18 protein-coding genes and 1 tRNA gene are annotated in these 20,586 nt (G+C 72.8%); 5 read left to right on the top strand and 14 right to left on the bottom strand.

Features of this window, described 5'->3' with window-relative positions:
* Position 1: 1 nt before the first annotated feature.
* From ACK8HX_RS10880 to ACK8HX_RS10830, 11 genes are all read right to left on the bottom strand, one after another.
* Positions 2–883, bottom strand: a complete 882-nt coding sequence (locus ACK8HX_RS10880) for a TatD family hydrolase (RefSeq protein ID WP_411940720.1) — start codon at positions 881–883, stop codon at positions 2–4.
* On the bottom strand, positions 880–1,458 hold the full coding sequence (locus ACK8HX_RS10875) for an EboA domain-containing protein (protein WP_411940719.1): 579 nt from the start codon (positions 1,456–1,458) through the stop codon (positions 880–882). Before ACK8HX_RS10875 ends, ACK8HX_RS10880 begins: the two co-directional genes overlap by 4 nt.
* Positions 1,455–2,339, bottom strand: coding sequence for a sugar phosphate isomerase/epimerase family protein (locus ACK8HX_RS10870; RefSeq protein ID WP_411940718.1), 885 nt, complete (start codon positions 2,337–2,339; stop codon positions 1,455–1,457). The genes ACK8HX_RS10875 and ACK8HX_RS10870 overlap by 4 nt, the downstream gene beginning before the upstream one ends.
* Positions 2,336–3,235, bottom strand: coding sequence for an SCO3242 family prenyltransferase (locus ACK8HX_RS10865; protein WP_411940717.1), 900 nt, complete (start codon positions 3,233–3,235; stop codon positions 2,336–2,338). Before ACK8HX_RS10865 ends, ACK8HX_RS10870 begins: the two co-directional genes overlap by 4 nt.
* The gene (locus tag ACK8HX_RS10860; protein ID WP_411940716.1) at positions 3,232–4,404 is read right to left on the bottom strand and encodes an inositol-3-phosphate synthase; all 1,173 of its coding nucleotides are present in this window, start codon (positions 4,402–4,404) and stop codon (positions 3,232–3,234) included. The genes ACK8HX_RS10865 and ACK8HX_RS10860 overlap by 4 nt, the downstream gene beginning before the upstream one ends.
* Before the next feature lie 142 nt (positions 4,405–4,546).
* Entirely contained in the window at positions 4,547–7,864 is a 3,318-nt protein-coding gene (locus ACK8HX_RS10855) for a PQQ-dependent sugar dehydrogenase (protein WP_411940715.1), read from the bottom strand.
* Between the two features lie 213 nt (positions 7,865–8,077).
* Positions 8,078–9,187, bottom strand: coding sequence for a sugar phosphate isomerase/epimerase family protein (locus tag ACK8HX_RS10850; protein WP_411940714.1), 1,110 nt, complete (start codon positions 9,185–9,187; stop codon positions 8,078–8,080).
* 114 nt (positions 9,188–9,301) lie between these two features.
* Positions 9,302–10,459 (bottom strand): Gfo/Idh/MocA family protein, encoded by a 1,158-nt coding sequence (locus ACK8HX_RS10845; protein WP_411940984.1) that lies wholly within the window; start codon positions 10,457–10,459, stop codon positions 9,302–9,304.
* A gap of 184 nt (positions 10,460–10,643) precedes the next feature.
* On the bottom strand, positions 10,644–11,696 hold the full coding sequence (locus ACK8HX_RS10840; RefSeq protein ID WP_411940713.1) for a substrate-binding domain-containing protein: 1,053 nt from the start codon (positions 11,694–11,696) through the stop codon (positions 10,644–10,646).
* 88 nt (positions 11,697–11,784) lie between these two features.
* Positions 11,785–12,879, bottom strand: coding sequence for an ABC transporter permease (locus ACK8HX_RS10835; RefSeq protein ID WP_411940712.1), 1,095 nt, complete (start codon positions 12,877–12,879; stop codon positions 11,785–11,787).
* Positions 12,876–14,390 (bottom strand): sugar ABC transporter ATP-binding protein, encoded by a 1,515-nt coding sequence (locus ACK8HX_RS10830; RefSeq protein WP_411940711.1) that lies wholly within the window; start codon positions 14,388–14,390, stop codon positions 12,876–12,878. Before ACK8HX_RS10830 ends, ACK8HX_RS10835 begins: the two co-directional genes overlap by 4 nt.
* Before the next feature lie 114 nt (positions 14,391–14,504).
* On the opposite strand from ACK8HX_RS10830, the gene ACK8HX_RS10825 reads away from it, so the two are divergent.
* Positions 14,505–15,707 carry an ROK family protein gene (locus ACK8HX_RS10825; RefSeq protein ID WP_411940710.1) on the top strand — a complete coding sequence of 401 codons (1,203 nt, stop codon included), beginning with the start codon at positions 14,505–14,507 and terminating at the stop codon, positions 15,705–15,707.
* 138 nt (positions 15,708–15,845) lie between these two features.
* On the opposite strand, the gene ACK8HX_RS10820 is transcribed toward ACK8HX_RS10825, so the two are convergent.
* The 3 genes from ACK8HX_RS10820 to ACK8HX_RS10810 form a co-directional block, all read right to left on the bottom strand.
* Positions 15,846–15,935 (bottom strand) — tRNA-Ser (locus ACK8HX_RS10820).
* 139 nt (positions 15,936–16,074) lie between these two features.
* Complete coding sequence (locus ACK8HX_RS10815) at positions 16,075–16,329, bottom strand: GlsB/YeaQ/YmgE family stress response membrane protein (RefSeq protein ID WP_411940709.1); 255 nt, start codon at positions 16,327–16,329, stop codon at positions 16,075–16,077.
* A gap of 151 nt (positions 16,330–16,480) precedes the next feature.
* A complete protein-coding gene (locus ACK8HX_RS10810; protein WP_411940983.1) occupies positions 16,481–16,933 on the bottom strand; it encodes a nucleoside deaminase in 453 nt (150 codons plus the stop codon).
* Between the two features lie 52 nt (positions 16,934–16,985).
* Between ACK8HX_RS10810 and upp the strand changes: the two genes are divergently transcribed.
* The 4 genes from upp (at position 16,986) to ACK8HX_RS10790 (ending at position 20,389) form a co-directional block, all read left to right on the top strand.
* Positions 16,986–17,627, top strand: coding sequence for a uracil phosphoribosyltransferase (gene upp, locus ACK8HX_RS10805; RefSeq protein ID WP_411940708.1), 642 nt, complete (start codon positions 16,986–16,988; stop codon positions 17,625–17,627).
* Between the two features lie 134 nt (positions 17,628–17,761).
* The gene (locus ACK8HX_RS10800) at positions 17,762–17,932 is read left to right on the top strand and encodes a hypothetical protein (RefSeq protein WP_411940707.1); all 171 of its coding nucleotides are present in this window, start codon (positions 17,762–17,764) and stop codon (positions 17,930–17,932) included.
* Position 17,933: 1 nt separating this feature from the next.
* The gene (locus tag ACK8HX_RS10795; protein WP_411940706.1) at positions 17,934–18,782 is read left to right on the top strand and encodes a PH domain-containing protein; all 849 of its coding nucleotides are present in this window, start codon (positions 17,934–17,936) and stop codon (positions 18,780–18,782) included.
* 113 nt (positions 18,783–18,895) lie between these two features.
* Positions 18,896–20,389 (top strand): amino acid permease, encoded by a 1,494-nt coding sequence (locus ACK8HX_RS10790; protein WP_411940705.1) that lies wholly within the window; start codon positions 18,896–18,898, stop codon positions 20,387–20,389.
* Positions 20,390–20,586: the final 197 nt, after the last annotated feature.

The raw sequence follows: 20,586 nt of genomic DNA, 5'->3' as shown, positions 1-20,586 counted from the left end.
GTCACTCCCGCGCCCCGCGCAGCACCGAGTTGCCCTCGAAGGTCGCGCTGGCCGCGCCGGCACCGACCGGCTCGTCGGCCTCCGCGACCTCGCTGAGGTCGAGTCGCCCACTCTGCGAGTAGAACTCGACCGGGTTGCGCCACAGGACCTTGTCCACGTCATCCTCGTCGAACCCACCGTCGAGCATGGCCTCGGCGGTGCGCGCGGTGAGGAGGGGGTCGCTCCGCCCCCAGTCGGCCGCGGAGTTGACGACCATCCGGTCGGTTCCGAGCTCCCGGAGGATCGCGACCATCCGGTGCGGGTCCATCTTCGTGTCGGGGTAGATCGAGAAGCCCATCCAGCACCCGCTCTCGGCCACGACGCCCACGGTGACCTCGTTGAGGTGGTCGACGAGCACCCGCTCGGGCGCGAGCCCCGACTCGCGGACGACGTCGAGGGTGCGCCGCGTGCCGGTCAGCTTGTCGCGGTGCGGGGTGTGGACCAGCGCGGGGAGGTCGTGCTCGACGGCGAGGCCCAGCTGGTGGGCGAACACCTCGTCCTCCTCTGGCGTCATCGAGTCGTAGCCGAGCTCGCCGACGGCGACGACGCGGTCCTTGGCCAGGTAGCGCGGCAGCTCGCCGAGGACGGCGCGGCACCGCTCGTCGTTGGCCTCCTTGGGGTTCAGCCCGATCGTCGCGAAGTGCGCGATCCCGAACTGCCGGGCCCGGAACGGCTCCCAGCCGAGGAGGGCGTCGAAGTAGTCGCAGAACGTGCCGACGCTGGTCCGCGGCTGGCCGAGCCAGAAGGAGGGTTCGACGATCACGCGCACCCCGGCCGCGTGCATCCGCTCGTAGTCGTCGGTCGTGCGCGAGGTCATGTGGACGTGCGGGTCGAAGATCCTCATCGCGTGCTCCCGGTGGGTTCGGCAGGGGTGGTCAGGAGCCGGACGGCGTCGGCGGGCACCTCGCGTCCCGCGGCCCGGCGTTCGTCGGCGAGGTCACGGACCATGCGCCGCAGCTCGTCGTCGGTGCGTTCGTCGAGGTCGGCGACCCCGTCGAGCGGGATGCCCATGAAGATCGCCTTGACGACCCCCTGGCGCCACGAGGGGTCGTCGAGGTGGTCGGCGGCGTAGGGGCCGAGTGCGGCTGCGACGAGCCGGGTGTCGTTGGTGCGCAGAGCATCTCGAACGACGGGAACGAGGCCGTCACCCACGGCGTCGCGGAGCGAGGTCGACCGGTCGAGCCCCGGCAGGGCCGTCAGCACGGCGTGCTTCTCCGCCGCGTCGCCGCGCTGGTACACCGTCGTGACGATCCGGGCCACGTGCTCGCCCCCGCCGCGGACGGCGGCGAGCAGCTCGGCACGGACCTCCTCCCCGTCGCGGCCCTCGGCGCGGGCGTGCCGGGCTGCCGCCGGGAAGAGGAGCAGCACCGCCTCCCCGTCGGCGGCCACCGCCGCCCGGGCGTCCTCGCTCCACGTCATCGGGTCCTCCTCGTGAGTCGGGCGGCGTCGGCCGCCGCCGCGCGCAGAGCCCGCAGGCTCTGCTCGGCGAGGACCGGTGCGGCGTGGGTGTGCCGGGGCAGCTCGACGTGGACGAGCCCGTCGAAACCGGTGTCGGCGATCGCGGCCAGGGCCGCGGGCAGGTCGAGCTCGCCCTCGCCCAACGGCAGGTGCTCGTGGACGCCCCGCCTCATGTCGTCGACCTGCACGTTGCGCAGGACATCCCCCACCGACCGGATGACGGCAGCCGGCTCGTCGTCCTCGCTGCACACCAGGTGACCGACGTCGACGGTGAGGCCGAGGGTCGGCGGTCGCCCGAAGCGGTCGAGGAGGCCGACGACGTCGCCGACCCGCTCGAGGAACATCCCCGGCTCCGGCTCCAGGGCCAGGGTGACGCCCGTCGACTCGGCGACGGGCAGGAGGGCGGTGACCGCGCGGTCCATCCGTTCCCCGCCGTCGACGGCGGTCGCGGACGGCGGCAGCACCCCGCTCCAGCAGGAGACGACCGGTGCGCCCAGGTCGGCGGCGACCCGCAGGGCCGTGGCCACGAGGTCGACCCGGCGGCCGGCGCCGGTGTCGCTGACGAACGTCGGGTGGTGCTTGTGCCGCGGGTCGAGGACGAACCGGCCTCCGGTCTCGACGACGACGGAGAGGTCGTGGCGGGCGAGCAGCCGCGCCGCACGCGAGACCCGCTGCGCGAGGCCCGGCCCCACCGGGTCCAGGTGGGCGTGGTCGAGGGTCAGGGCGACGCCGTCGTGGCCGAGGTCGGCGACGACGGCGAGGGCGTCCTCGAGGCGGTGGTCGGTGAAGCCGTTGAGGCCGTACCCGAACCTCAGGTCGGTGGGCAGCATCGTCGAGGTCATGTCGGTGACCCTCGGCGGAGCAGGGACCGTGCGCCGTACACGGCGGCGTTGAGGGCGAGCGCGGTGCGCGGGGACCCCGAGGCCGCCAGCAGCCCGCCCTGCAGCGGCACCATCCCGGTGATCCCGGCGACCGTCGCCGCCCGCGCGGTCGGGCCCGAGGGGTCGGAGACGGCGCGCGCCTGGGCTCGCCCGACGAGCGACCCGTACGCCACAGCCTCCGCCACGGCGACGACAGCGCCGACCCGGTCGGAACGAGATCCGCTGTGGGACAGACGTTTCGCTGCCAGCGCCGGCACGACGGCGGCGACCGTCGTCGTGACCGTCGCGACGCCCCGCGCGAGCGAGGCGGTCGTGCCATGGACCTCACCGCGCGACAGGGCCGTGACCCCCGCCGTGTGGGTCGCCACGACGACGGCGGGGAGGGCGGCCCTCCGCAGCGCACCGGGGCCACCGGCGGCGGCTCCCAGGAGGACGTCGAGCCCGCGGGTGCTCGCCATGACGGCCGTGGACACCGGTCCGGACTTCGCCGACAGGTCGTAGCCCCACACGGCCCCGGCGAGGACCGTGGCCACCACGGCCGCGCGCGAGCCCCCGGCCACCGCCGCGATCCCCACGCCGGCGACGGTCAGCCCGGAGGCGAGGGCCAGTGCGGTGCGCGGCGACACCCGCCCCGACGGGATGGGCCGCTCGGGGCGCTCGACGGCGTCGAGGTCACGGTCGGCCCAGTCGTTGAGCGCCATCCCGGCCCAGTACAGCGAGACCGACGCCAGCGGCAGCAGCGCCGACCGCCGCCCCGCCGGCCAGCCGGCCGCGGCCGCGCCGGCGAGGGAGTCGCCGGGCACGGTCAGCGCGGCCGGCGCGCGCACCAGCTCGGCGAGGTCGCGGGCGGACGTCATCGGAGGGCGCTTCGGGACTCGCCCGTCGCCCAGTGGACGAGGAGGTCGTGCTGCGGCGCGAGCGCGTGCTCGTCGAGACCCGCAGGGTCCTTGAAGAAGAAGCCCAGCGCCGGGACGGGCCCGGACTCCCCGCGACGCAGCGCCAGGTCGAGCAGCCGCGCGAGGTCGATGACGAGGGGCGCCGCCAGGGCGGAGTCGCACCCCTGCCAGGTGAACTGGAGCGTCATGCGGGTACCGAGGAAGCCGGCGAAGGTCACGTGGTCCCACGCGGTCTTCCAGTCCCCGAGGTCGGCGACGTGGTCGATGTGCAGGGGCCCTTCCACGGGGTGGCCGAGGAGCGCCTCGAGCCCGGCGGCCTTCGAGTCGATCTTCGACTGCCGCGCCTCCGGCTGGGCCAACGTGGCGCCGTCGCCCCCGCCGAGGAGGTTGGTCCCGGCCCACGAGCGGACGTCGAGCGCGCGCATCGCGAACATCGGCGCGAGGACGGACTTGAGCAGCGTCTCCCCCGTCTTGCCGTCGCTGCCGCCCCAGGGCAGCCCCGCGGAGCCGGCCAGCTCGGCGAGCGCCGGCAGCCGGGCACCCGCGGACGGGGTGAAGTCGACGAACGCGCACCCGGCGCGGAACGCGGCGGCGGCATAGACGGACGAGGGTGGGAGCGGTTCCTCGCCGCGGTCCCACGCGTCCTCGAGAGCGGCCACCGAGCCGTGCGCGGGGTGCGGCACGACGGGCGCCTCGGTCGAGGAGACGTTGACGACGACGACCCGGGCCAGCCCCTCGCGGGCCGCGAAGTCGCGCAGGTCGGCGGCGAGCCGCTCGACGGCGGCGCGCTGGCCCTCACCGGACCCGAGGACGTACCCGACCCGGAGGCGGTTCGAGGCCTCGTCGAGGTCGTGGGCCACGAGGCGCGGCAGGTCGTGCGGGACCACACCGGCGGCGGCGAGCTCCTCGGCCCGCTTCGCGAGCGACACCGGCCCGACGTCGTGACCGCCGGTCACGAGGTCGGCGACGTCGACGAGGCCGGCGTCCTCGAGGTCCCGGGTGGCGGTGACGAGGCCCGTGGGCGCGGCCACCCCGGCTCGCAGGGCGGCCAGCCCGCAGCCGACGGTCGCGGCGACGGACCCGCCGGCACCGACGAGCCAGAGGCCGGTGCGGTCGGACGTGGTGGTCATGGGAGTCCTCCTGACGGGTGGGGGACGGTGAGCAGGGTGAGGGGTGGGTCCCGGGTGGGCGAGCGGTGCGTCCGCCCACCCGGGAGCCGTGGTGTCCGGTCCGGCGGCGGGACGTCTCCGCCCGCCGCCGGACCCGGTTCGGTCAGCCTCGGAGCTGCCGGATCACCTCCCTGGCGTCCCGCTCGAGGGCCGCGGCCGCCGTCGCGTCGGGCACGAGGCTGCGGTTGGCGAGGAGGGCGATGTAGTCCTCCAGCTGCGAGACCGCGGCCGCGGTGCGACCGGCGTCCGCCTGCTTCTTGGCCTGCTCCAGCCGCTTGGACAGCTGCGACAGGCCGGCCTTCGACACCTCGCCGGACCCGCCGAGGCGGGTGGTCAGCGCGGTGAGCTCCGCCAGCGAGGTCGTCGTCGTGAAGGTCACCGACTGCGACGTGGTGCGTCCGGCGTTGTCCTCCACCGTCACGGCGAGCGTGTGCCGGCCGAGCGACAGCTTCCACAGCGCCACCGGGGAGGTGACCGGCTGCCCGTCGAGGGTGGCCGTCACCGACTGCACCCCGGAGACCGCGTCGGCCCCGGCGAAGGAGACGTCGCCGGCGTTGCCGACCGAGCCGCCGTCCGTCGCGCCGGACACGGCCACGGTGGGGTTCGACCTGTCGATCCTGATGACGACCTGACCGACCTCGGAGACGTTCCCACCGTTGTCGGTCGCCCGGAAGAGCACGGTGGTCGTGCCCTCCGCGGAGATCGTCGTCTGGGGGGTGTTGTTGTTGAGGTTGGTCCAGGTGGTCCCGCCGTTCGTGGAGAACTGACGGGTGGACACGGTGCCGTTGTCGGTGGCGTTGACCCGGACGGTGACGTTCTGGGTGTACCAGCCGTTCTCACCGTCGGGCTGGGCCGGAGTGAGCACCGCGGCGACCGTCGGGGGCGTGACGTCGGCGACGCCGTTGCCCGTGAAGGTCAGCCGGTCGAGGACGACCCCGCCGGTCGAGGTGACGTACAGGACCCCGGTGCCCGTCGGCGCGTTCGACAGCGTCGCCGAGGCGTCCGCCCAGCCACCGCTGTCCACCGCGACGGTCGCGAACGGTGCCGCGGTCGCCGAGTTCCAGCGCAGCTGGAGGGTCCCCTGGCCGGAGCCCCGGGCGGTGACGCCCGTGATCCCCGCGAGGTTCACCGGGTCCCAGGCGAGGACGTCGCCCGGGTCGAACGAGGTGACCTTGCGCAGGCCGCTCGCCGTGTCGTCGGCGGTGATCTCGACACCCTGGGTCGAGTCGGCCCACTCGGCCTCCTGCGCCTTCGGGTTGAGGATCAGCGAGCGCTCGGACGTCGCCGGAGCGACCCCGTTCGCCCCGGCGTCGGTGTACCGGATGACGACGACGCCGAAGATGTTCTCGGTCTCGCCGTGCTCGGTCGCGTCGGCCGGCGTCGGGATCCCGAACTGGCATCCCGTGCCCTGGCTCAGCGGGTGGGCGTGGGCGTCGTGGCCGAGACCGAAGGTCCAGGCGACGCGCGAGCACACCGTGGCCGTGCCGTCCTCGGGGTCGCTGGTCGTCACCGTGAACGGCACCGCCTGTCCCCAGTCGAAGAACCCGCCGTCGGGGGTGCTCACGGTGATCGACGGGGCGACGTTGCCGACGCTGACCACCGTGCTCGTCAGGCCGCGACGGCCCTCGGGGTCGGTGACGCGAAGGCGGGCCGTGTAGGCGCCGAGGGTCGTGTAGGTGTGGGTGACCTCGACGCCGGTCACGTCGAAGGTGCCGTCGCCGTTGAAGTCCCACTCGTAGGTGAGCGCACCGCCCTCGGGGTCGGTCGAGGCGGAGCCGTCGAACTCGACGGTCAGCGGCACCCCGCTGCCCGAGACCGGGTCGGCCGAGATCCGCGCCGTCGGCGCCTTGTTCCCGGGCGAGTAGTCGATCCGGTACAGGCCGGCGTCCGGGTTGGCCCGGAAGAAGCCGTCACCGTAGTCGAGGACGTAGAGCGAGCCGTCGGGTCCGAACTCGATGTCGATCGGGCTGTCGGTGATCGGCTGCCCGTTCGTCTCGAGCGCGCTGTTCGGCAGGAAGTGGGTGATGTGGTCGACCGGACCGTTGGGCCACTGGACGTCGAAGACCGCGAGGTAGTCCTGGGAGAACTCGGCGAAGAAGGCCTTGTCGTCCCAGTACTCGGGGAACTTCGTCGTCGAGGGGTTCGCGGCGTCGTAGTGGTAGACCGGACCGCCCATCGGACCCTGGCCACCGGACGGGCTGAAGTCGGTCAGCTCCGGCCACGGCTGGTGGGTGTTGTTGTCGCCGTAGTAGAGCGTCGCGGGGGTGGCCGGCGGCACGGTGGCCAGGCCGGTGTTCCAGCGCGAGTTGTTCTCGGCACCGGCCGCGCAGTCGAAGAACTCACCCGGGGTCGCCGTGGCGAAGTTCCACTCGTTGTAGTTGAACTGGTTGCCCGTGCAGTAGGGCCAGCCGGCGTTGATCGGGCGGTCGATGGCGGTCGTCTGCCACTCGACGTAGCCCATCGGCCCGCGGTCCGGGTTCGGCGCACCGGCGTCCGGCCCGTAGTCACCCCACGAGACCGAGTTGGTCTCGGGGTCGACGTCCATGCGGAACGGGTTGCGCAGCCCCATGACGAAGATCTCCGGCCGCGTCTGCGGCGTTCCCGGCGCGAAGAGGTTGCCCTCCGGGATCGTGTACGAGCCGTCCTCCTCGACGTGGACGCGCAGGATCTTGCCCCGCAGGTCGTTGGTGCTGCCGGCGCCGCGACGGGCGTCGAGGCCGGGGTTCATGCCGGGGGCGTCGTTGTTCGGGGCGTACCCGTTGGCACCCGGCGTCCCGGCCGGCGTGTTGTCCCCCGTGGCCAGGTAGACGTTGCCCTCGTCGTCGAAGTCGACGTCGGTGCCGAGGTGGCAGCACTGCCCGCGCTGCACCTCGACCTTGAGGACGACCTGCTCGGTCGACAGGTCCAGGCTGTTCGTCGCGTCGTCCCACTTGACGCGGCTCAGCTGGTTGTAGCCCTTCCACTGGTCCCAGTAGGCCTCGGTCTGGCCGGCCGGGAGGGTCGTCGGAGCCGAGCCCGTCGGCGTCGTCGTCGGGTAGGGCGCCGTCATCGTGCGGGGCGCGTAGTAGAGGTAGACCCACTTCGACGTCGCGAAGTCGGGCGCGAGGGTGATGGTCTGGAGGCCGTCCTCGGAGTTGCTGTAGACCGGCACGGTCGTGACGACCCGCGCCGTCCCGGACGAGGGGTCGGTGAGGCGGACGTCGCCGTTGCGGGCGGTGGTGAGGACGCGGCCGTCGGGCAGGACGGCCATGTCGATGGGCTCGCCGGTGTCCTTGGTGAGCGTGATCTTCTCGTAGTTCGACCAGTCGAGGGCGGCCTCGGCGCCGGGTTCGGCACCGTGGTCGACTCCGTCGTGGGCGGCAGCGGGGCCCGCCAGGACCCCGAGGGCCCCGGTCAGGGAGAGAGCGAGGGCGGCAACCATCGAAACGGCACGTGGCCGGCCTCGACGACGAATATCATTCATGTCCACGTCCTTCGTGAGTGTGGGGCGAGCCAGTCCCGGGGTGGCCTCGGCCGCTGCAACGGCACCAACGAGGCCACCCCCGGGGCTGGCGCCCGCCGTCAGGGGACGGCAGGCAGGTCGGTCACGGCAGCGACCGGCCGGGTGTCGGCCCACCGGGGCCGACCGTGGGGTTCAGCCGCGCAGCGCGGCCAGGTTGTCGTAGCTGACCTGCGCGAACGCCAGCGACTGGCCCGGGTTGGCGGCGCCGCCGGGCGCGGTGTCCTGCTCCCACATCGGGTTGTGGTAGCCCTTGGCCCCGATGGTCTGGAAGAAGGTCGTGTAGTCGATGTCGCCCTCGCCGAAGGGGGTCATGACGTAGCCCGCGGTGACCGAGGTGTCCTTGCGGCCGTCCTTCGCGTGGAACAACGGGTAGCGCGTGGTCTGCGCCGCCACGGTCGCGGCGGGGTCGAAGATGTCCTGCACCGAGGACCCGTCGGGCGCGGTGTAGGTGTGGAAGCGGTACTGCGCCGCGTGGGCCCAGTAGATGTCCATCTCGAGGAAGACGTACGCCGGGTCGGTGTTGGCCAGGAAGTGCTCGAGACGGCGGATGCCGCTGCTGCGGGTCGGGCGGCCCAGGGCGTCGAGCGGGCCGCTGTCGAGGAGGAAGCTGTACGCCTCCGCGTGGTTGTGCGTGTAGAGCTTGAGGCCGTGGGAGGCGGCGCGCTGGCCGAAGAAGTTCCACCGCTCGGCCGCGAGCTCCCAGTCGGCCAGGTACGCCGAGCCGGTCGGGTCGCCGCCGGTGCCGATGTGCCCCATCCCGAGGATGTTGGCGATCTCGCAGGCCGCGTCGAACGAGGCGATCGTCGCGTCCGTGATGGTCGAGGGGATCTGGCCGTGGTTGCCCTCGGCCTCGAGCCCGAACTCGTCGAGCCACGAGCGCAGCAGGGTGGCGCCGGCGACGTTGTTGAGGTCGGCACCACCCTCCGCGTTCGCGTGCTGGCGGTAACCGGCGAACTCGATCTGCTTGTAGCCGATCTTCGCGAGCTCGCCGAGGACCTCCTTGAACCCGGAGGCCAGGTCGGTCGTCAGCGGGTCGCGGGAGACGGCGTCGCGGACGGTGTAGAGGATGATGCCGCGCTTGGCCGGGGGCACGAGCACGCCGTTGGCGCCCGGGGCGGCGAGCGCCGAGGGGGAGGCGACCGTGGCGGCCGCGGCCATCCCGGTCGTGGCCGCCATGAACTGGCGGCGGTTGAGCCCGAGCTTGCGGACGAGCCCGGAGAGGTTGACGTCGTTGTCGTTCATGATGCTCCTTCGTCACTGCAATGACATGGGGGGTCCTGCTCGACCGGCGGTGCTCCTTCCGGGTTCGTGGTGGTCGGCCACGGGCTTCGCTGGGGTGTGGGACGGGTGAGGGCCTCAGCCGTCGGTGGAGTGGTCGGTGGGCGTCCAGCACGAGCCGGTGGCCGCGCTGAGCTCGACCGCGGCGAGCACCTCCTGGACCGCGAGGCCGTCGGCGAAGGACGGCTCCGGGTCGACCCCGCGCGCGATGGCGTCGATGAGGTCGGCGGCCTGGTGGGTGAAGCCGTGCTCGTACCCGAGGCCGTGGCCCGCGGGCCACCAGTGCTCGACGTACGGGTGCGAGGTTTCGGTGACGACGACGCGCGTGAAGCCCCCCTCGCGGGCGTCGACCGAGGCGTCGTGCACGTGGAGGACGTTCATGTCCTCGAAGTCGAAGGCGAGGCTGCCGCGGGAACCGTTGACCTCCAGCCGGATCGCGTTCTTGCGCCCGGTCGCGAAGCGGGTCGCCTCGAAGGTCGCGAGCGCCCCGCCCGACAGACGGCCGAGGAAGATCGCGGCGTCGTCGACGGTGACCGCGCCCCGGCCCTCCGACGCCTCGGCGGACAGACCGTGGGTCGCCCCCGGCAGCGGACGCTCGCGGACGAAGGTCTCGAGGAGGGCGCTGACCCCGGTGATCCGCTCCCCGGTGACGAAGTGCGTGAGGTCGATGATGTGGGCCCCGATGTCGCCGAGCGCGCCCGAGCCGGCGCGGTCCTTCTGGAGCCGCCAGGTCAGCGGACTCTCCGGGTCGACGAGCCAGTCCTGCAGGTACTGGGCCCGCACGTGCCGGACCTGCCCGACCCGCCCCTCCTGCACGAGCTGGCGGGCGAGGGCGACGGCCGGCACGCGGCGGTAGGTGAACCCGACCATCGAGCGGACCCCGTGCTGGGCGGCGCGCTCGGCGGCGGCCGCCATCGCCCGGGCCTCGGCGACCGTGTTGGCGAGCGGCTTCTCGCACAGGACGTGCTTGCCGGCCTCGAGCGCGGCGATGGCGATCTCGGCGTGGGTGTCCCCCGGCGTGCAGATGTCGACGAGGTCGACGTCGGGGCGGTCGACGAGGGTGCGCCAGTCGGTCTCGACGTGCTGCCAGTCGAAGCGGCGCGCCATCTCCCCGGCGGCCTCGGCGTCCCGCCCGCCGATGGCGACGAGGTCGGGGACGAGCCGGGGGTCGAAGAAGCTGCGGGCGTTGCGCCAGCCCTGCGAGTGGGCCAGGCCCATGAACGCGTAGCCGACCATGCCGATGCCGAGGCGACCGGGGGCACGCGTGCCCGGTGCTGCCGCCGCGGCCTGCGGCGTGGGGGTGTCAATGGCCATGAGGCACCTTCCGGCGGGCCGTCGTCGGCCCGGGTGGTGGGTGGGGTGCCCCCCGCCGGCCGGTGGCGGTCACGGCCGGCGGGGGGTCGGTTCGGTGCGGGCTGCGTCAGCTCTCGAAGCCGAGCGGCAGGTACTCCTCGACGTTGTCCTTGGTGACGACGGGGGCGTCGAGGACGACGCGGCGCGGGACCGCGGGCTGGACGAGGTCGGACATCCCCTTGCCCTGCGCGAGCAGGCGGGCGAGGCGGATGCCGTCGGCGGCCTGGGTCGGCGGGTAGAGGACGGTCGCCTCCATCTTTCCCTCCTTGATCCAGCGCATCGCGTTGGCCGAGCCGGCGCCGCCGATGAACGCCATCTCGGTGCGCTTGGCGTTCTCGAGGGCCGCCATGACGCCGACACCCTGGTCGTCGTCGTGGTTCCAGAGGATGTCGATCTTCGGCGCGGCCTGGAGCAGGTTCGAGGCCTCGGACTCGCCCGACTGGACGGTGAACTGGGCGGCGACGCGGTTGTCGACGGTCTGGCCGCACGCCTTGAGCGCGTCGGCGAAGCCCTTGCTGCGGTCCTGGGTCAGGGGCAGTGCGTCGATGCCGGCGATCTCGGCGATGACGGGGTTGCTGAGGTTCTTCTCCTGGACGAGCTTGCAGGCGTAGGTGCCGGCGCTGACGCCCATGCCGTAGTTGTCGCCGAGGACGGTCGTGCGGGCCGCGAACGGGGTGGAGAACTCGCGGTCGACGTTGACGACGATGATCCCGGCGTTCATCGCCTTCGTCGCGACCTCGGTCAGCGCCGCACCGTCGGTCGGGAGCAGGACGATCGCGTCGACCTTGTCGTTGATGAAGGTCTCGATCTGGCTGATCTGCAGGCTGGCGTCGTTCGTGCCCTCGGCGGCCTTGAAGTCGATGTCGGTGTACTTCTTGGCCTCGGCCTGCGCCGAGTTGTTGATGGCGGCGAGCCAGCCGTGGTCGGCGGCGGGGCCGGAGAAGCCGATGGTGACCTTCTCGCCGGGGGCGTCGTTGTCGCTCGCGGCACCGGCCGGGGCCTGCGAGGCGCCGGGGTCGGCCTCCGGGGTGTTGCTCGTGCAGCCCGCGGCCAGGAGGCCGAGGATGCCGGCGGCGGCGATGAGCCGGGCCGCGCGGTAGGTGCTGGTCGTGCGGGACATGAGGGTCTCCTCGAGGGGTGGGGCGGGTGGTGATGTGGGTGTGGGTGGGGCGTTCGTCTCGACCGGGTGTGGGACCGGCCGAGCACGGTCAGGGTGATCGGCGGCGCGCGGCGACCCGCTGCTGGAGCAGCACGGCGGCGACGATGATGAGGCCCTTGGCGACGGCCTGGGTCGAGGTGTCGAGGTTGTTGAGCGTGAAGACGTTCGTCAGCGTGGCGAAGATGAGGACGCCGAACACCGTGCCGACGATCGTGGCGCGGCCCCCGCTCAGCAGGGTCCCGCCGATGACGACGGCGGCGATCGCGTCGAGCTCGAGGAGCTGGCCGTGGGTCGAGGTGCCGGTCGTCGTGCGGGCCATGAGCATGACGGCCGCGAGCCCGCAGGCGACGCCGAGGAGGACGTAGAGGTAGGCCGTCTGGCGCTGGACCTTGATGCCGGCGAGGCGGGCGGCCTCCGCGTTGCCGCCCACCGCGAGGGTGCGGCGGCCGAACGTCGTGCGGTTGAGCAGGACCCAGCCGCCGACCGCGACGAGCGCGAAGATGATGACGAGGACCGGGACGCCGACGAGGCTGGCCTGGAAGAAGTCGATGAAGTCGCGGTCCTGGACGATCTGGGTCCGCCGCTGGGCGATGATCTCCGCGAGGCCGCGGGCGCCCGCGAGCATCGCCAGGGTCGCGATGAACGGGGCGACCTTGCCGTACGCGACGAGAAGCCCGTTGACGATGCCGCAGCCGGCGCCCACCGCGAGGGCGGTGAAGACCATGACGAGCCAGTGCGTGTCGGCTGCCATCGTCTGGGTGGCGAGCGTCGTGGCCCACACGCTGGAGAGCGCGACGATCGCACCGACCGAGAGGTCGATCCCGCCGCCGCCGATGACGAAGGTCATGCCCACGCTGACGACGCCGATGACGGACGCGAAGCGCAGGATCGTCATCATGTTGTCGACGCTGCCGAAGCGGTCGCCCGCGGTGGCCACGCCGACGACGCACAGGATGACGAGCGCGATGACGAGGCCGAGGTTGCGCCCCGCCGAGCCGGCCAGGAAGGCGGCGCGGTCCGAGCCCTTCGGCGGCTCCGCGGGAGCGGTGTTCTGGTGGTGGCCCGCGGCCGCGCCCGTGGGGCCGGCCGGAGTGGCGGACGCGGTGCGGCCCCCCGGCTCCTTCGTGGTCGAGTCGAGGCTCACGCCGCGTCTCCTCTCATGATGATGTCGAGCACCTGGTGCTCGTCGAGCTGGTCGGCCGGCGCCTCGTGGAGCACCGAGCCCTCGCCGATGACGAGGACGCGGTCGGACAGGCCGAGCACCTCCTCGATCTCGCTCGACACGACGACGACGGCGACCCCGTCGTCGGCGAGGCGGCGGACGAGGGCGTAGATCTCCGAGCGCGCCCCCACGTCGACGCCGCGGGTGGGCTCGTCGAGGAGGAGGACGCGGCAGCCGCGCAGCAGCCAGCGGGCGAGGACGATCTTCTGCTGGTTGCCCCCGGACAGGGTCCGCATCTCGCGGTCGACGCCGGGCGGGCGGACGTCCAGGCTCCTCGTCTGCGCGAGGGCCGCGGCGGACTCGGCGTCGTGGTCGATGAAGCCGCCACGCGAGAAGCGGGTCAGGCTCGCCATCGAGATGTTCGTGGCGATGGAGTCGCCGAGGAGGAGGGCCTGGCTCTTGCGCTCCTCGGGGCACAGGCCGATGCCGGCGGCGACCGCGGCCCCGACCGAGCCGTTGCGCACGCGCTTCCCGTCGACGCTCACCGAGCCGGAGTCGGCCCGCCGGGCCCCGAAGACCGTCTCGACGATCTCCGAGCGCCCCGCGCCGACGAGGCCGGCGAGGCCGAGCACCTCACCGGGGCGGACCTCGAAGCCGACGTCGCCGAACTCGCCGCGGCGCGACAGGCCCTCGACCCGCAGGAGCGGCTCTCCCGTGGCGGCGGCACCACGCGGCGGGAAGACGTACTCGATGGCCCGGCCGGTCATCAGCCGGATGACCTCGGAGGTGGGGGTCTCCTTGGCGGGCAGGCCCGTCGAGACGGTCCTGCCGTCCTTGAGGACGGTGACGCGGTCGCCGATCGTGCGGATCTCCTCGAGGCGGTGGGAGATGTAGACGACGGCGACGCCCTCGGCGGTGAGGTCGCGGATGACGTGGAAGAGGCGCTCGACCTCGCCGGCGTCGAGGACGGCGGACGGCTCGTCCATGATGATGAGCTTGGCGTCGTGGGACAGCGCCCGCGCCATCGACACGATCTGCTGACCGGCGGCGGAGAGGTCGCCGACCTCGGTGCCCGGGTTGATCTCGCTGTGGCCGAGGCGCCTGAGGAGGGCGGCGGCCGCCTTGGCGGTGCTGCGGCGCTGGGAGAAGCCGAACCGGGAGCGCTCGTGGCCGAGGTAGATGTTCTCGGCGACGGTCAGGCCCTCCACGAGGTCGAGCTCCTGGTAGATCGTCGCGATCCCGAGGTCCATCGCGGCCTGCGGGTGGGCGAAGGAGACCTCCTGGCCCTCCCAGGTGATGGTGCCCTCGTCGGGCTGGTGGACGCCGGCGAGGACCTTGATGAGCGTCGACTTGCCGGCCCCGTTCTGGCCGAGGAGGCAGTGGACCTCCCCGGGACGGACGTCGAGGTCGACGCCCCCGAGGGCGACCACACCCGGGAACCGCTTCACGATCTGCGCCATGCCCAGGAGGGTCGAGGCGTCGTTGCCTGCCATGTGACCGGACGCTAGACCCACTTTTGTCGGGACGTCAACCAAAAGTTTCGTCCGTCCCCGGAAATGGGACGAGGCTCGCAGACAAAAGCCTCGACGTTGTGCTTCACTGTCCGCGTGACCACCGTCGGCTCCCTCTCTCCGTCGACCGGGGCGTCCGGCGCGGGGGAGCTGCTCCAGCTCATGCTCGACGGGACCCCCCGGACGCGGGCCGAGCTCATCAGGCTCACCGGGCTCGCCCGCTCCACCGTCGGGGCCCGGGTCGACGCCCTGCTGTCGGCCGGACTGCTCGCCCCCTCGGGCGAGGCCGCCTCGACCGGCGGGCGACCGCCCGCCCAGCTCGCCTTCAACCCGGACGCCGGCGTCGTCATCGGGGCCGACCTCGGCGCGACGCACGCGCTCGTGGCCCTCACCGACCTGCGCGGGCGGGTCGTCGCCGAGAAGGCGTTCGAGATCGACATCTCCACCGGCCCCGAGGTCGTCCTGGACCGGGTGGCCCGCACCGGACGCGCCCTGCTGTCCGGGGCCGGCCGGCGGCGCGACGAGCTCGTGGGCGTCGGGATCGGGCTGCCGGGGCCCGTCGAGCACTCCACCGGCCGCCCGGTCCTGCCGCCGATCATGCCCGGCTGGGACAACTACGACGTCCCCGCGCACATCGGGAACGCCCTCGGCGCACCGGTGCTCGTCGACAACGACGTCAACCTCATGGCGCTCGGCGAGCACGCGACGATGTACCGCGACGTCGAGCAGATGATCTTCGTCAAGGTCGCCACCGGCATCGGCGCGGGCATCATCAGCGGCGGCCGGCTGCACCGGGGGGCCCAGGGCGCCGCGGGAGACCTCGGCCACGTCGCCGCGCTGCACGGCGGCTCCACCCCGTGCACGTGCGGCAACGTCGGCTGCCTCGAGGCCGTGGCCTCGGGGCCGGCGGTCGTGAGGGCGTTGCGGGAGAGGGGGATCGACGCGGGCGACACCCGCGGGCTGGTCCAGCTCGCGAAGTCCGGCGACCTCGCCGCCGCCTCCGCCGTCCGCGACGCCGGCCGCGAGATCGGGCACGTCCTCGCCACGTGCGTGTCCTTGCTCAACCCCTCGGTCATCGCCGTCGGGGGGCTCCTCGCCCAGGCCGCCGAGTCCCTGCTCGCCGGGGTGCGGGAGGTCGTCTACGGGCGCTCGCTGCCCCTGGCCACCGGCGAGCTGCAGATCGTCGCGTCGCGCACCGCCGGCCACGCGGGCGTCATCGGGGCGGCGACCATGGTGATCCAGCACGTGCTCTCGGCCGAGCAGGTCGAGGCCCAGCTGAGCGCCGCCGCCGCCGGCTGACCCGGGGGGAGGCGTCCCTGGCGGTGGGAGCCGCCGTCAGCCTTCGCCCTCGTCCCTCGGGCGAAGCCTTCCGGCTCCCGGCATCCCCTTGGCGCTGCCATCACGAAGCGCCCCGAGCGAGCTCGGGGCGCTTCGTGATGGCGGTGGCGGTGGGATTTGAACCCACGGACGGGTTGCCCCGTCACACGCTTTCGAGGCGTGCTCCTTAGGCCGCTCGGACACGCCACCGCCGGAGAGGTTACCCGAGCCGGGCGCACGGCCAGAAATCGGCGTCCGCCCACGCCACCTCGCCCCCCGGGGACGACCGACGCCGCCCCGGGGAGCCGGGGCGGCGTCGTGACGAGCGACCCTCGGGCCGCCTCGGGGGTCAGGCCCGCTTCGTGACGGCCTTGACGACGAAGAGGAGGATCACCGCTCCCAGGAGGGCGGTGAGGAAGCTCGCGATGAGCCCGGCCCCCGCCATGTCCATGCCGAAGAGGCCGAGGAGGAAGCCGCCCAGCAGCGCGCCGACGATGCCGACGACGATGTTGAGGATGATGCCCTGCTGCGCGTCGGTCTTCATGATCTTGCTGGCGACCCAGCCGGCGAGACCGCCGATGATGATCCAGGCGATGATGCCCATGGGGTGTTGACCCTTTCGGTGGGGTGGGCGGCCCCCGGTCCGGGAGCCGCGATCAGCGCCCGCCCCGGCCCCTGGTCCAGGGCCTCGGGCGCGCACGACCTCCAGTGGAGTACCCGTGCCGTGCCGCGACCAAACATCGCCAGGTCGCGCGTCATCCGTCGGGCCGCGCGTCGGCGCGGTGGGCGTCGAAGAAACGGCGCACGACCTCGCCGCACTCGTCCTCGAGGACGCCGCCGACGACCTCGGCCCGGTGCGTCGCGCGGCGGTCGCGGACGACGTCCCACACCGAGCCGCAGGCCCCGAGCTTCGGGTCCCACGCCCCGAGGACGACCCGCGCCACGCGCGACAGGACCACCGCTCCCGCGCACATCGGGCAGGGCTCCATCGTCACGACGAGGGTGCACCCCTCGAGCCGCCACGACCCGAGGCGGGTGGCGGCGGCCCGCAGCGCCACGACCTCGGCGTGACCGGTGGGGTCGCCCTCGGCCTCGCGGACGTTCCAGCCCTCGCCGACGACCTCGCCGGAGGGCGCGACGACCAGCGCGCCGACGGGCACGTCACCCGCGGCGCCCGCACGTTCGGCGAGGCCGATCGCGCGGCGCATGAGGGCGGCCTCGGCCGGGTCGGGTGGGAGGGGCACCCGCTAAGTTTCACCCATGCGCGTCATCAACCCGGACCACCGGCTCATCGCCCACAAGCTGACCTACCTCCGGGACAAGCGGACCGACTCACCGACGTTCCGCCGCCTCGCCGAGGAGCTGATGACGCTGCTCGCCTACGAGGCCACCCGCGACGTGCGCGTCGAGCCGTTCGAGATCGAGACCCCGGTTGCCCCCACGACCGGCATCAAGCTGAGCAACCCCAAGCCGCTCGTCGTGCCGATCCTGCGCGCCGGCCTCGGGATGCTCGAGGGCATGGTCCGGCTGCTGCCGAGCGCCGAGGTCGGGTTCCTCGGGATGCAGCGCGACGAGGAGACCCTCGAGGCGATCACCTACGCCAACCGCCTCCCCGACGACCTGAGCGGCCGGCAGGTCTACGTCCTCGACCCGATGCTCGCGACGGGCGGCTCGATGGCCGATGCCATCCGGTTCCTCATCCAGCGCGGGGCCGACGACATCACGGCGGTGACCCTGCTCAGCGCCCCCGAGGGGATCGCGCACCTCCAGGAGGCGCTCGCCGACGTCGAGCCGGCGGTCACGCTGGTCACGGGCGCGATCGACGAGCGCCTCAACGAGGTGGGCTACATCGTCCCGGGTCTCGGCGACGCCGGGGACCGGCTCTACGGGCTCGCGCAGTAGCCCGCGCGGGGCCCACCCCGGGGCCGTCGACCGACACGCCCGACCGGTAGCCTCGTCCGTCACACCCGTCACATCTGGGAGCATCCTTGGCTGAGGCGTGCGCCCGGTACGCCGCGATGCAGGAGGACCGAACCATGCCGCCGATCAAGAAGATCGTCCTGTGGCTCCTCGTGATCTTCCTCCTCTACGCCATCGTCACCTCGCCCGCGCAGGCCGCCGACATCTTCGGCGCGGCGTGGGAGGTCGTCTCGAACGGCGTGCGGAACATCGCCGCGTTCTTCGACAACCTCATCAGCAGGGGGTGACGTGGCGCGCCGGCCGCGGCTCGACCGCGAGCTCGAGCGCTACCTCGTCGACGACGAGACCGTCATCGTCGCGGTCCGCCGGCACTGGTTCCACCTCGCCCGCGAGATCTCGCTGGCCGTGCTCGCGACGGTCTTCGCCTTCTGGGTCGACGTCAAGGTCCCCCGCTCCCCCGGGGGCGAGGTCGTCTGGAACCTGAGCATCGCCCTCTGGTGGGCGGCCGCCGGGTGGCTCGTGTGGCGGTTCCTCAACTGGCGCCACGACTGGTTCGTCGCCACCGACAAGCGCTTCCTCCTCTTCTACGGGTTCATCCGCCGCAAGGTCGCGATGATGCCGCTGCTGCGCGTCACCGACATGACGTTCGACCGCACCCTCCTCGGCCGGATCATCGGCTACGGCAAGTTCATCCTCGAGTCCGCCGGCCAGATGCAGGCCCTCTCGGCCATCGACCACGTCCCCGACGCCGACCGCCACTACCGCGCCATCTGCACCCAGCTGTTCGGGCCGGGGTCCACGGTCCGGGTCCACCCGCGCGGGTTCGCCCCACCTCCTCCCCTCGACGACGACGGCACGAGCGGCAGCGACGGGGACGGTGGTGGCGGTCCCGGGCCGCGCGACGGCGCCCCGACCGGGGGCGCGCCCACGCCCTCCGGCGCCCGCCCCGAGCCGGTCCGCGAGGCGCAGCCCGCCCACCAGCCCGAGTCCTGGTACCGCTCCTCGAACCTGCGCGGGCCGAACCACCTCGGCGACACCGGCGAGATCCCGGTCGTGCGGGCCTCCCACGAAGGCCAGGACCGCGAGGACGTGCCGCTGTACCCGCCGCGCGACTGGGTCGACCGCCACGGTCGCTGAGCCGGCCACCCACGGCCGCGGGTCGCCGAGGTCGGGTGCGACCCCGAGGTGCCGGGGCCCCTGTCGACCGATAGCGTCGGGGCGTTCCGACCCCCGACGCAGGAGGCAGGCCCATGGGCGTGATGCGCACGAAGTCGATCGAGCAGTCCATCCAGGAGACCGACGAGCCGGAGTACCAGCTCAAGAAGAAGCTCGGCGCCCTCGACCTCACGGTCTTCGGCATCGGCGTCATCATCGGGGCGGGCATCTTCACGCTCACCGGGCGCGCGGCCGCCGACTACGCCGGGCCCTCGATCGCCCTCTCGTTCGTGCTCGCCGCGGTCTGCTGCGGCCTCGCGGCGCTGTGCTACGCCGAGTTCGCCTCGACGGTGCCGGTGTCCGGGTCGGCCTACACGTTCTCGTACGCCTCCCTCGGCGAGCTCGTCGCCTGGATCATCGGCTGGGACCTGCTCCTCGAGCTGATGCTCGGCGCGAGCGTGGTCGCCCAGGGCTGGTCGCAGTACGCGACCCTCTTCCTCGACAAGCTCGGGATCACCGTCCCCGAGGCCGTGGCGCCCGGGTCGGCGTTCGACCTGCCGGCCTTCGTCCTCGTCGTCGTCCTCACTGCGCTCATCGCCATCGGGATCAAGGAGTCGCTGCGGGTCAACCTCGTCCTCGTCGCGGTCAAGCTCTTCGTCGTCCTGTTCGTCATCATCGCCGGCCTCGGCTTCGTCAACGGCGCGAACTACTCCCCCTTCATCCCGCCCTCGCAGGCCGGTGAGGCGGTCGACGGGATCCAGGCCCCGCTCATCCAGGTGCTCTTCGGCCTCGAGCCCACGACCTTCGGCGTCCTCGGCATCGTCTCGGGGGCGGCCATCGTCTTCTTCGCGTACATCGGCTTCGACGTGGTCGCCACGACCGCCGAGGAGGCCCGCAACCCGCAGCGCGACCTGCCGATCGGCATCATCGGCTCGCTCGTCATCTGCACGGTGCTCTACGTCGCGACGACGCTCGTCATCACCGGCATGGTCAAGTACGACCAGATCGACCCCGAGGCCGCCCTGGCCACCGCGTTCGAGGCGGTCGGCAAGCCGGGCTACGCCACCCTCATCGCCGCCGGTGCCGTCGCCGGCCTGATGACCGTCGTCATGACCCTCATCATCGGCGCCACCCGCGTCACCTTCGCGATGTCGCGGGACTGGCTCCTGCCGCCGGCGCTCGGCCGCACCAACCCCCGCACGGGGACGCCGGTCCGGCTGACCCTCATCATCGGAACCGTCATCGCGCTCGTCGCGAGCCTCACGCCCATCGGCAAGCTCGAGGAGATGGTGAACATCGGGACGCTGTCGGCCTTCGCCCTCGTCTCGCTCGCGGTGCCGGTGCTGCGCAAGCGCCGCCCCGACCTCAAGCGGGCCTTCACCGTGCCGTTCTCGCCGGTGCTGCCGGTCATCGCCGCGCTCATCAGCATCTATCTCATGCTCAACCTCTCGGTCGAGACGTGGCTGCGCTTCATCGTCTGGATGGCGCTCGGCTTCGTCATCTACTTCCTCTACGGGGTGCGGTCCTCCCGCCTGGCGCGCAAGGACCGGGACGAGCCGGTCCCCGCCCGCGAGCCCGCCGACGCCTGACCCCTCGTCCCGCCCCACCCCACCCCGCGCCACCCCGCGGTTCGAGGTGATATCGGACCTGATCCGGGTCGGGTATCACCTCGAACCGGATCAGATGCCACGCTCCGGGAGGTCTGTCCACAGGGGCGCCGCTGGGATGACTTCCTCCACAGATGGAGGAGACCCCTCCACGCGATGCCTTCCCGCAGCACCGTTGA

It is taken from the genome of Oryzobacter faecalis, assembly GCF_046764005.1.
GTDB classification, from domain to species: domain Bacteria; phylum Actinomycetota; class Actinomycetes; order Actinomycetales; family Dermatophilaceae; genus Oryzobacter; species Oryzobacter faecalis.
This window is presented reverse-complemented; position numbering and strand designations above follow the sequence as displayed.

What these genes read in the sequence shown, in the direction of transcription:
- ACK8HX_RS10880 (WP_411940720.1), bottom strand. Translation starts at nt 883, where the DNA reads ATGAGGATCTTCGACCCGCACGTCCACATGACCTCGCGCACGACCGAC.
- ACK8HX_RS10875 (WP_411940719.1), bottom strand. Translation starts at nt 1,458, where the DNA reads ATGACGTGGAGCGAGGACGCCCGGGCGGCGGTGGCCGCCGACGGGGAG.
- ACK8HX_RS10870 (WP_411940718.1), bottom strand. Translation starts at nt 2,339, where the DNA reads ATGACCTCGACGATGCTGCCCACCGACCTGAGGTTCGGGTACGGCCTC.
- ACK8HX_RS10865 (WP_411940717.1), bottom strand. Translation starts at nt 3,235, where the DNA reads ATGACGTCCGCCCGCGACCTCGCCGAGCTGGTGCGCGCGCCGGCCGCG.
- ACK8HX_RS10860 (WP_411940716.1), bottom strand. Translation starts at nt 4,404, where the DNA reads ATGACCACCACGTCCGACCGCACCGGCCTCTGGCTCGTCGGTGCCGGC.
- ACK8HX_RS10855 (WP_411940715.1), bottom strand. Translation starts at nt 7,864, where the DNA reads ATGGTTGCCGCCCTCGCTCTCTCCCTGACCGGGGCCCTCGGGGTCCTG.
- ACK8HX_RS10850 (WP_411940714.1), bottom strand. Translation starts at nt 9,187, where the DNA reads ATGAACGACAACGACGTCAACCTCTCCGGGCTCGTCCGCAAGCTCGGG.
- ACK8HX_RS10845 (WP_411940984.1), bottom strand. Translation starts at nt 10,459, where the DNA reads ATGGTCGGCTACGCGTTCATGGGCCTGGCCCACTCGCAGGGCTGGCGC.
- ACK8HX_RS10840 (WP_411940713.1), bottom strand. Translation starts at nt 11,696, where the DNA reads ATGTCCCGCACGACCAGCACCTACCGCGCGGCCCGGCTCATCGCCGCC.
- ACK8HX_RS10830 (WP_411940711.1), bottom strand. Translation starts at nt 14,390, where the DNA reads ATGGCAGGCAACGACGCCTCGACCCTCCTGGGCATGGCGCAGATCGTG.
- ACK8HX_RS10815 (WP_411940709.1), bottom strand. Translation starts at nt 16,329, where the DNA reads ATGGGCATCATCGCCTGGATCATCATCGGCGGTCTCGCCGGCTGGGTC.
- ACK8HX_RS10810 (WP_411940983.1), bottom strand. Translation starts at nt 16,933, where the DNA reads ATGCGCCGCGCGATCGGCCTCGCCGAACGTGCGGGCGCCGCGGGTGAC.
- upp (WP_411940708.1), top strand. Translation starts at nt 16,986, where the DNA reads ATGCGCGTCATCAACCCGGACCACCGGCTCATCGCCCACAAGCTGACC.
- ACK8HX_RS10800 (WP_411940707.1), top strand. Translation starts at nt 17,762, where the DNA reads ATGCCGCCGATCAAGAAGATCGTCCTGTGGCTCCTCGTGATCTTCCTC.
- ACK8HX_RS10790 (WP_411940705.1), top strand. Translation starts at nt 18,896, where the DNA reads ATGGGCGTGATGCGCACGAAGTCGATCGAGCAGTCCATCCAGGAGACC.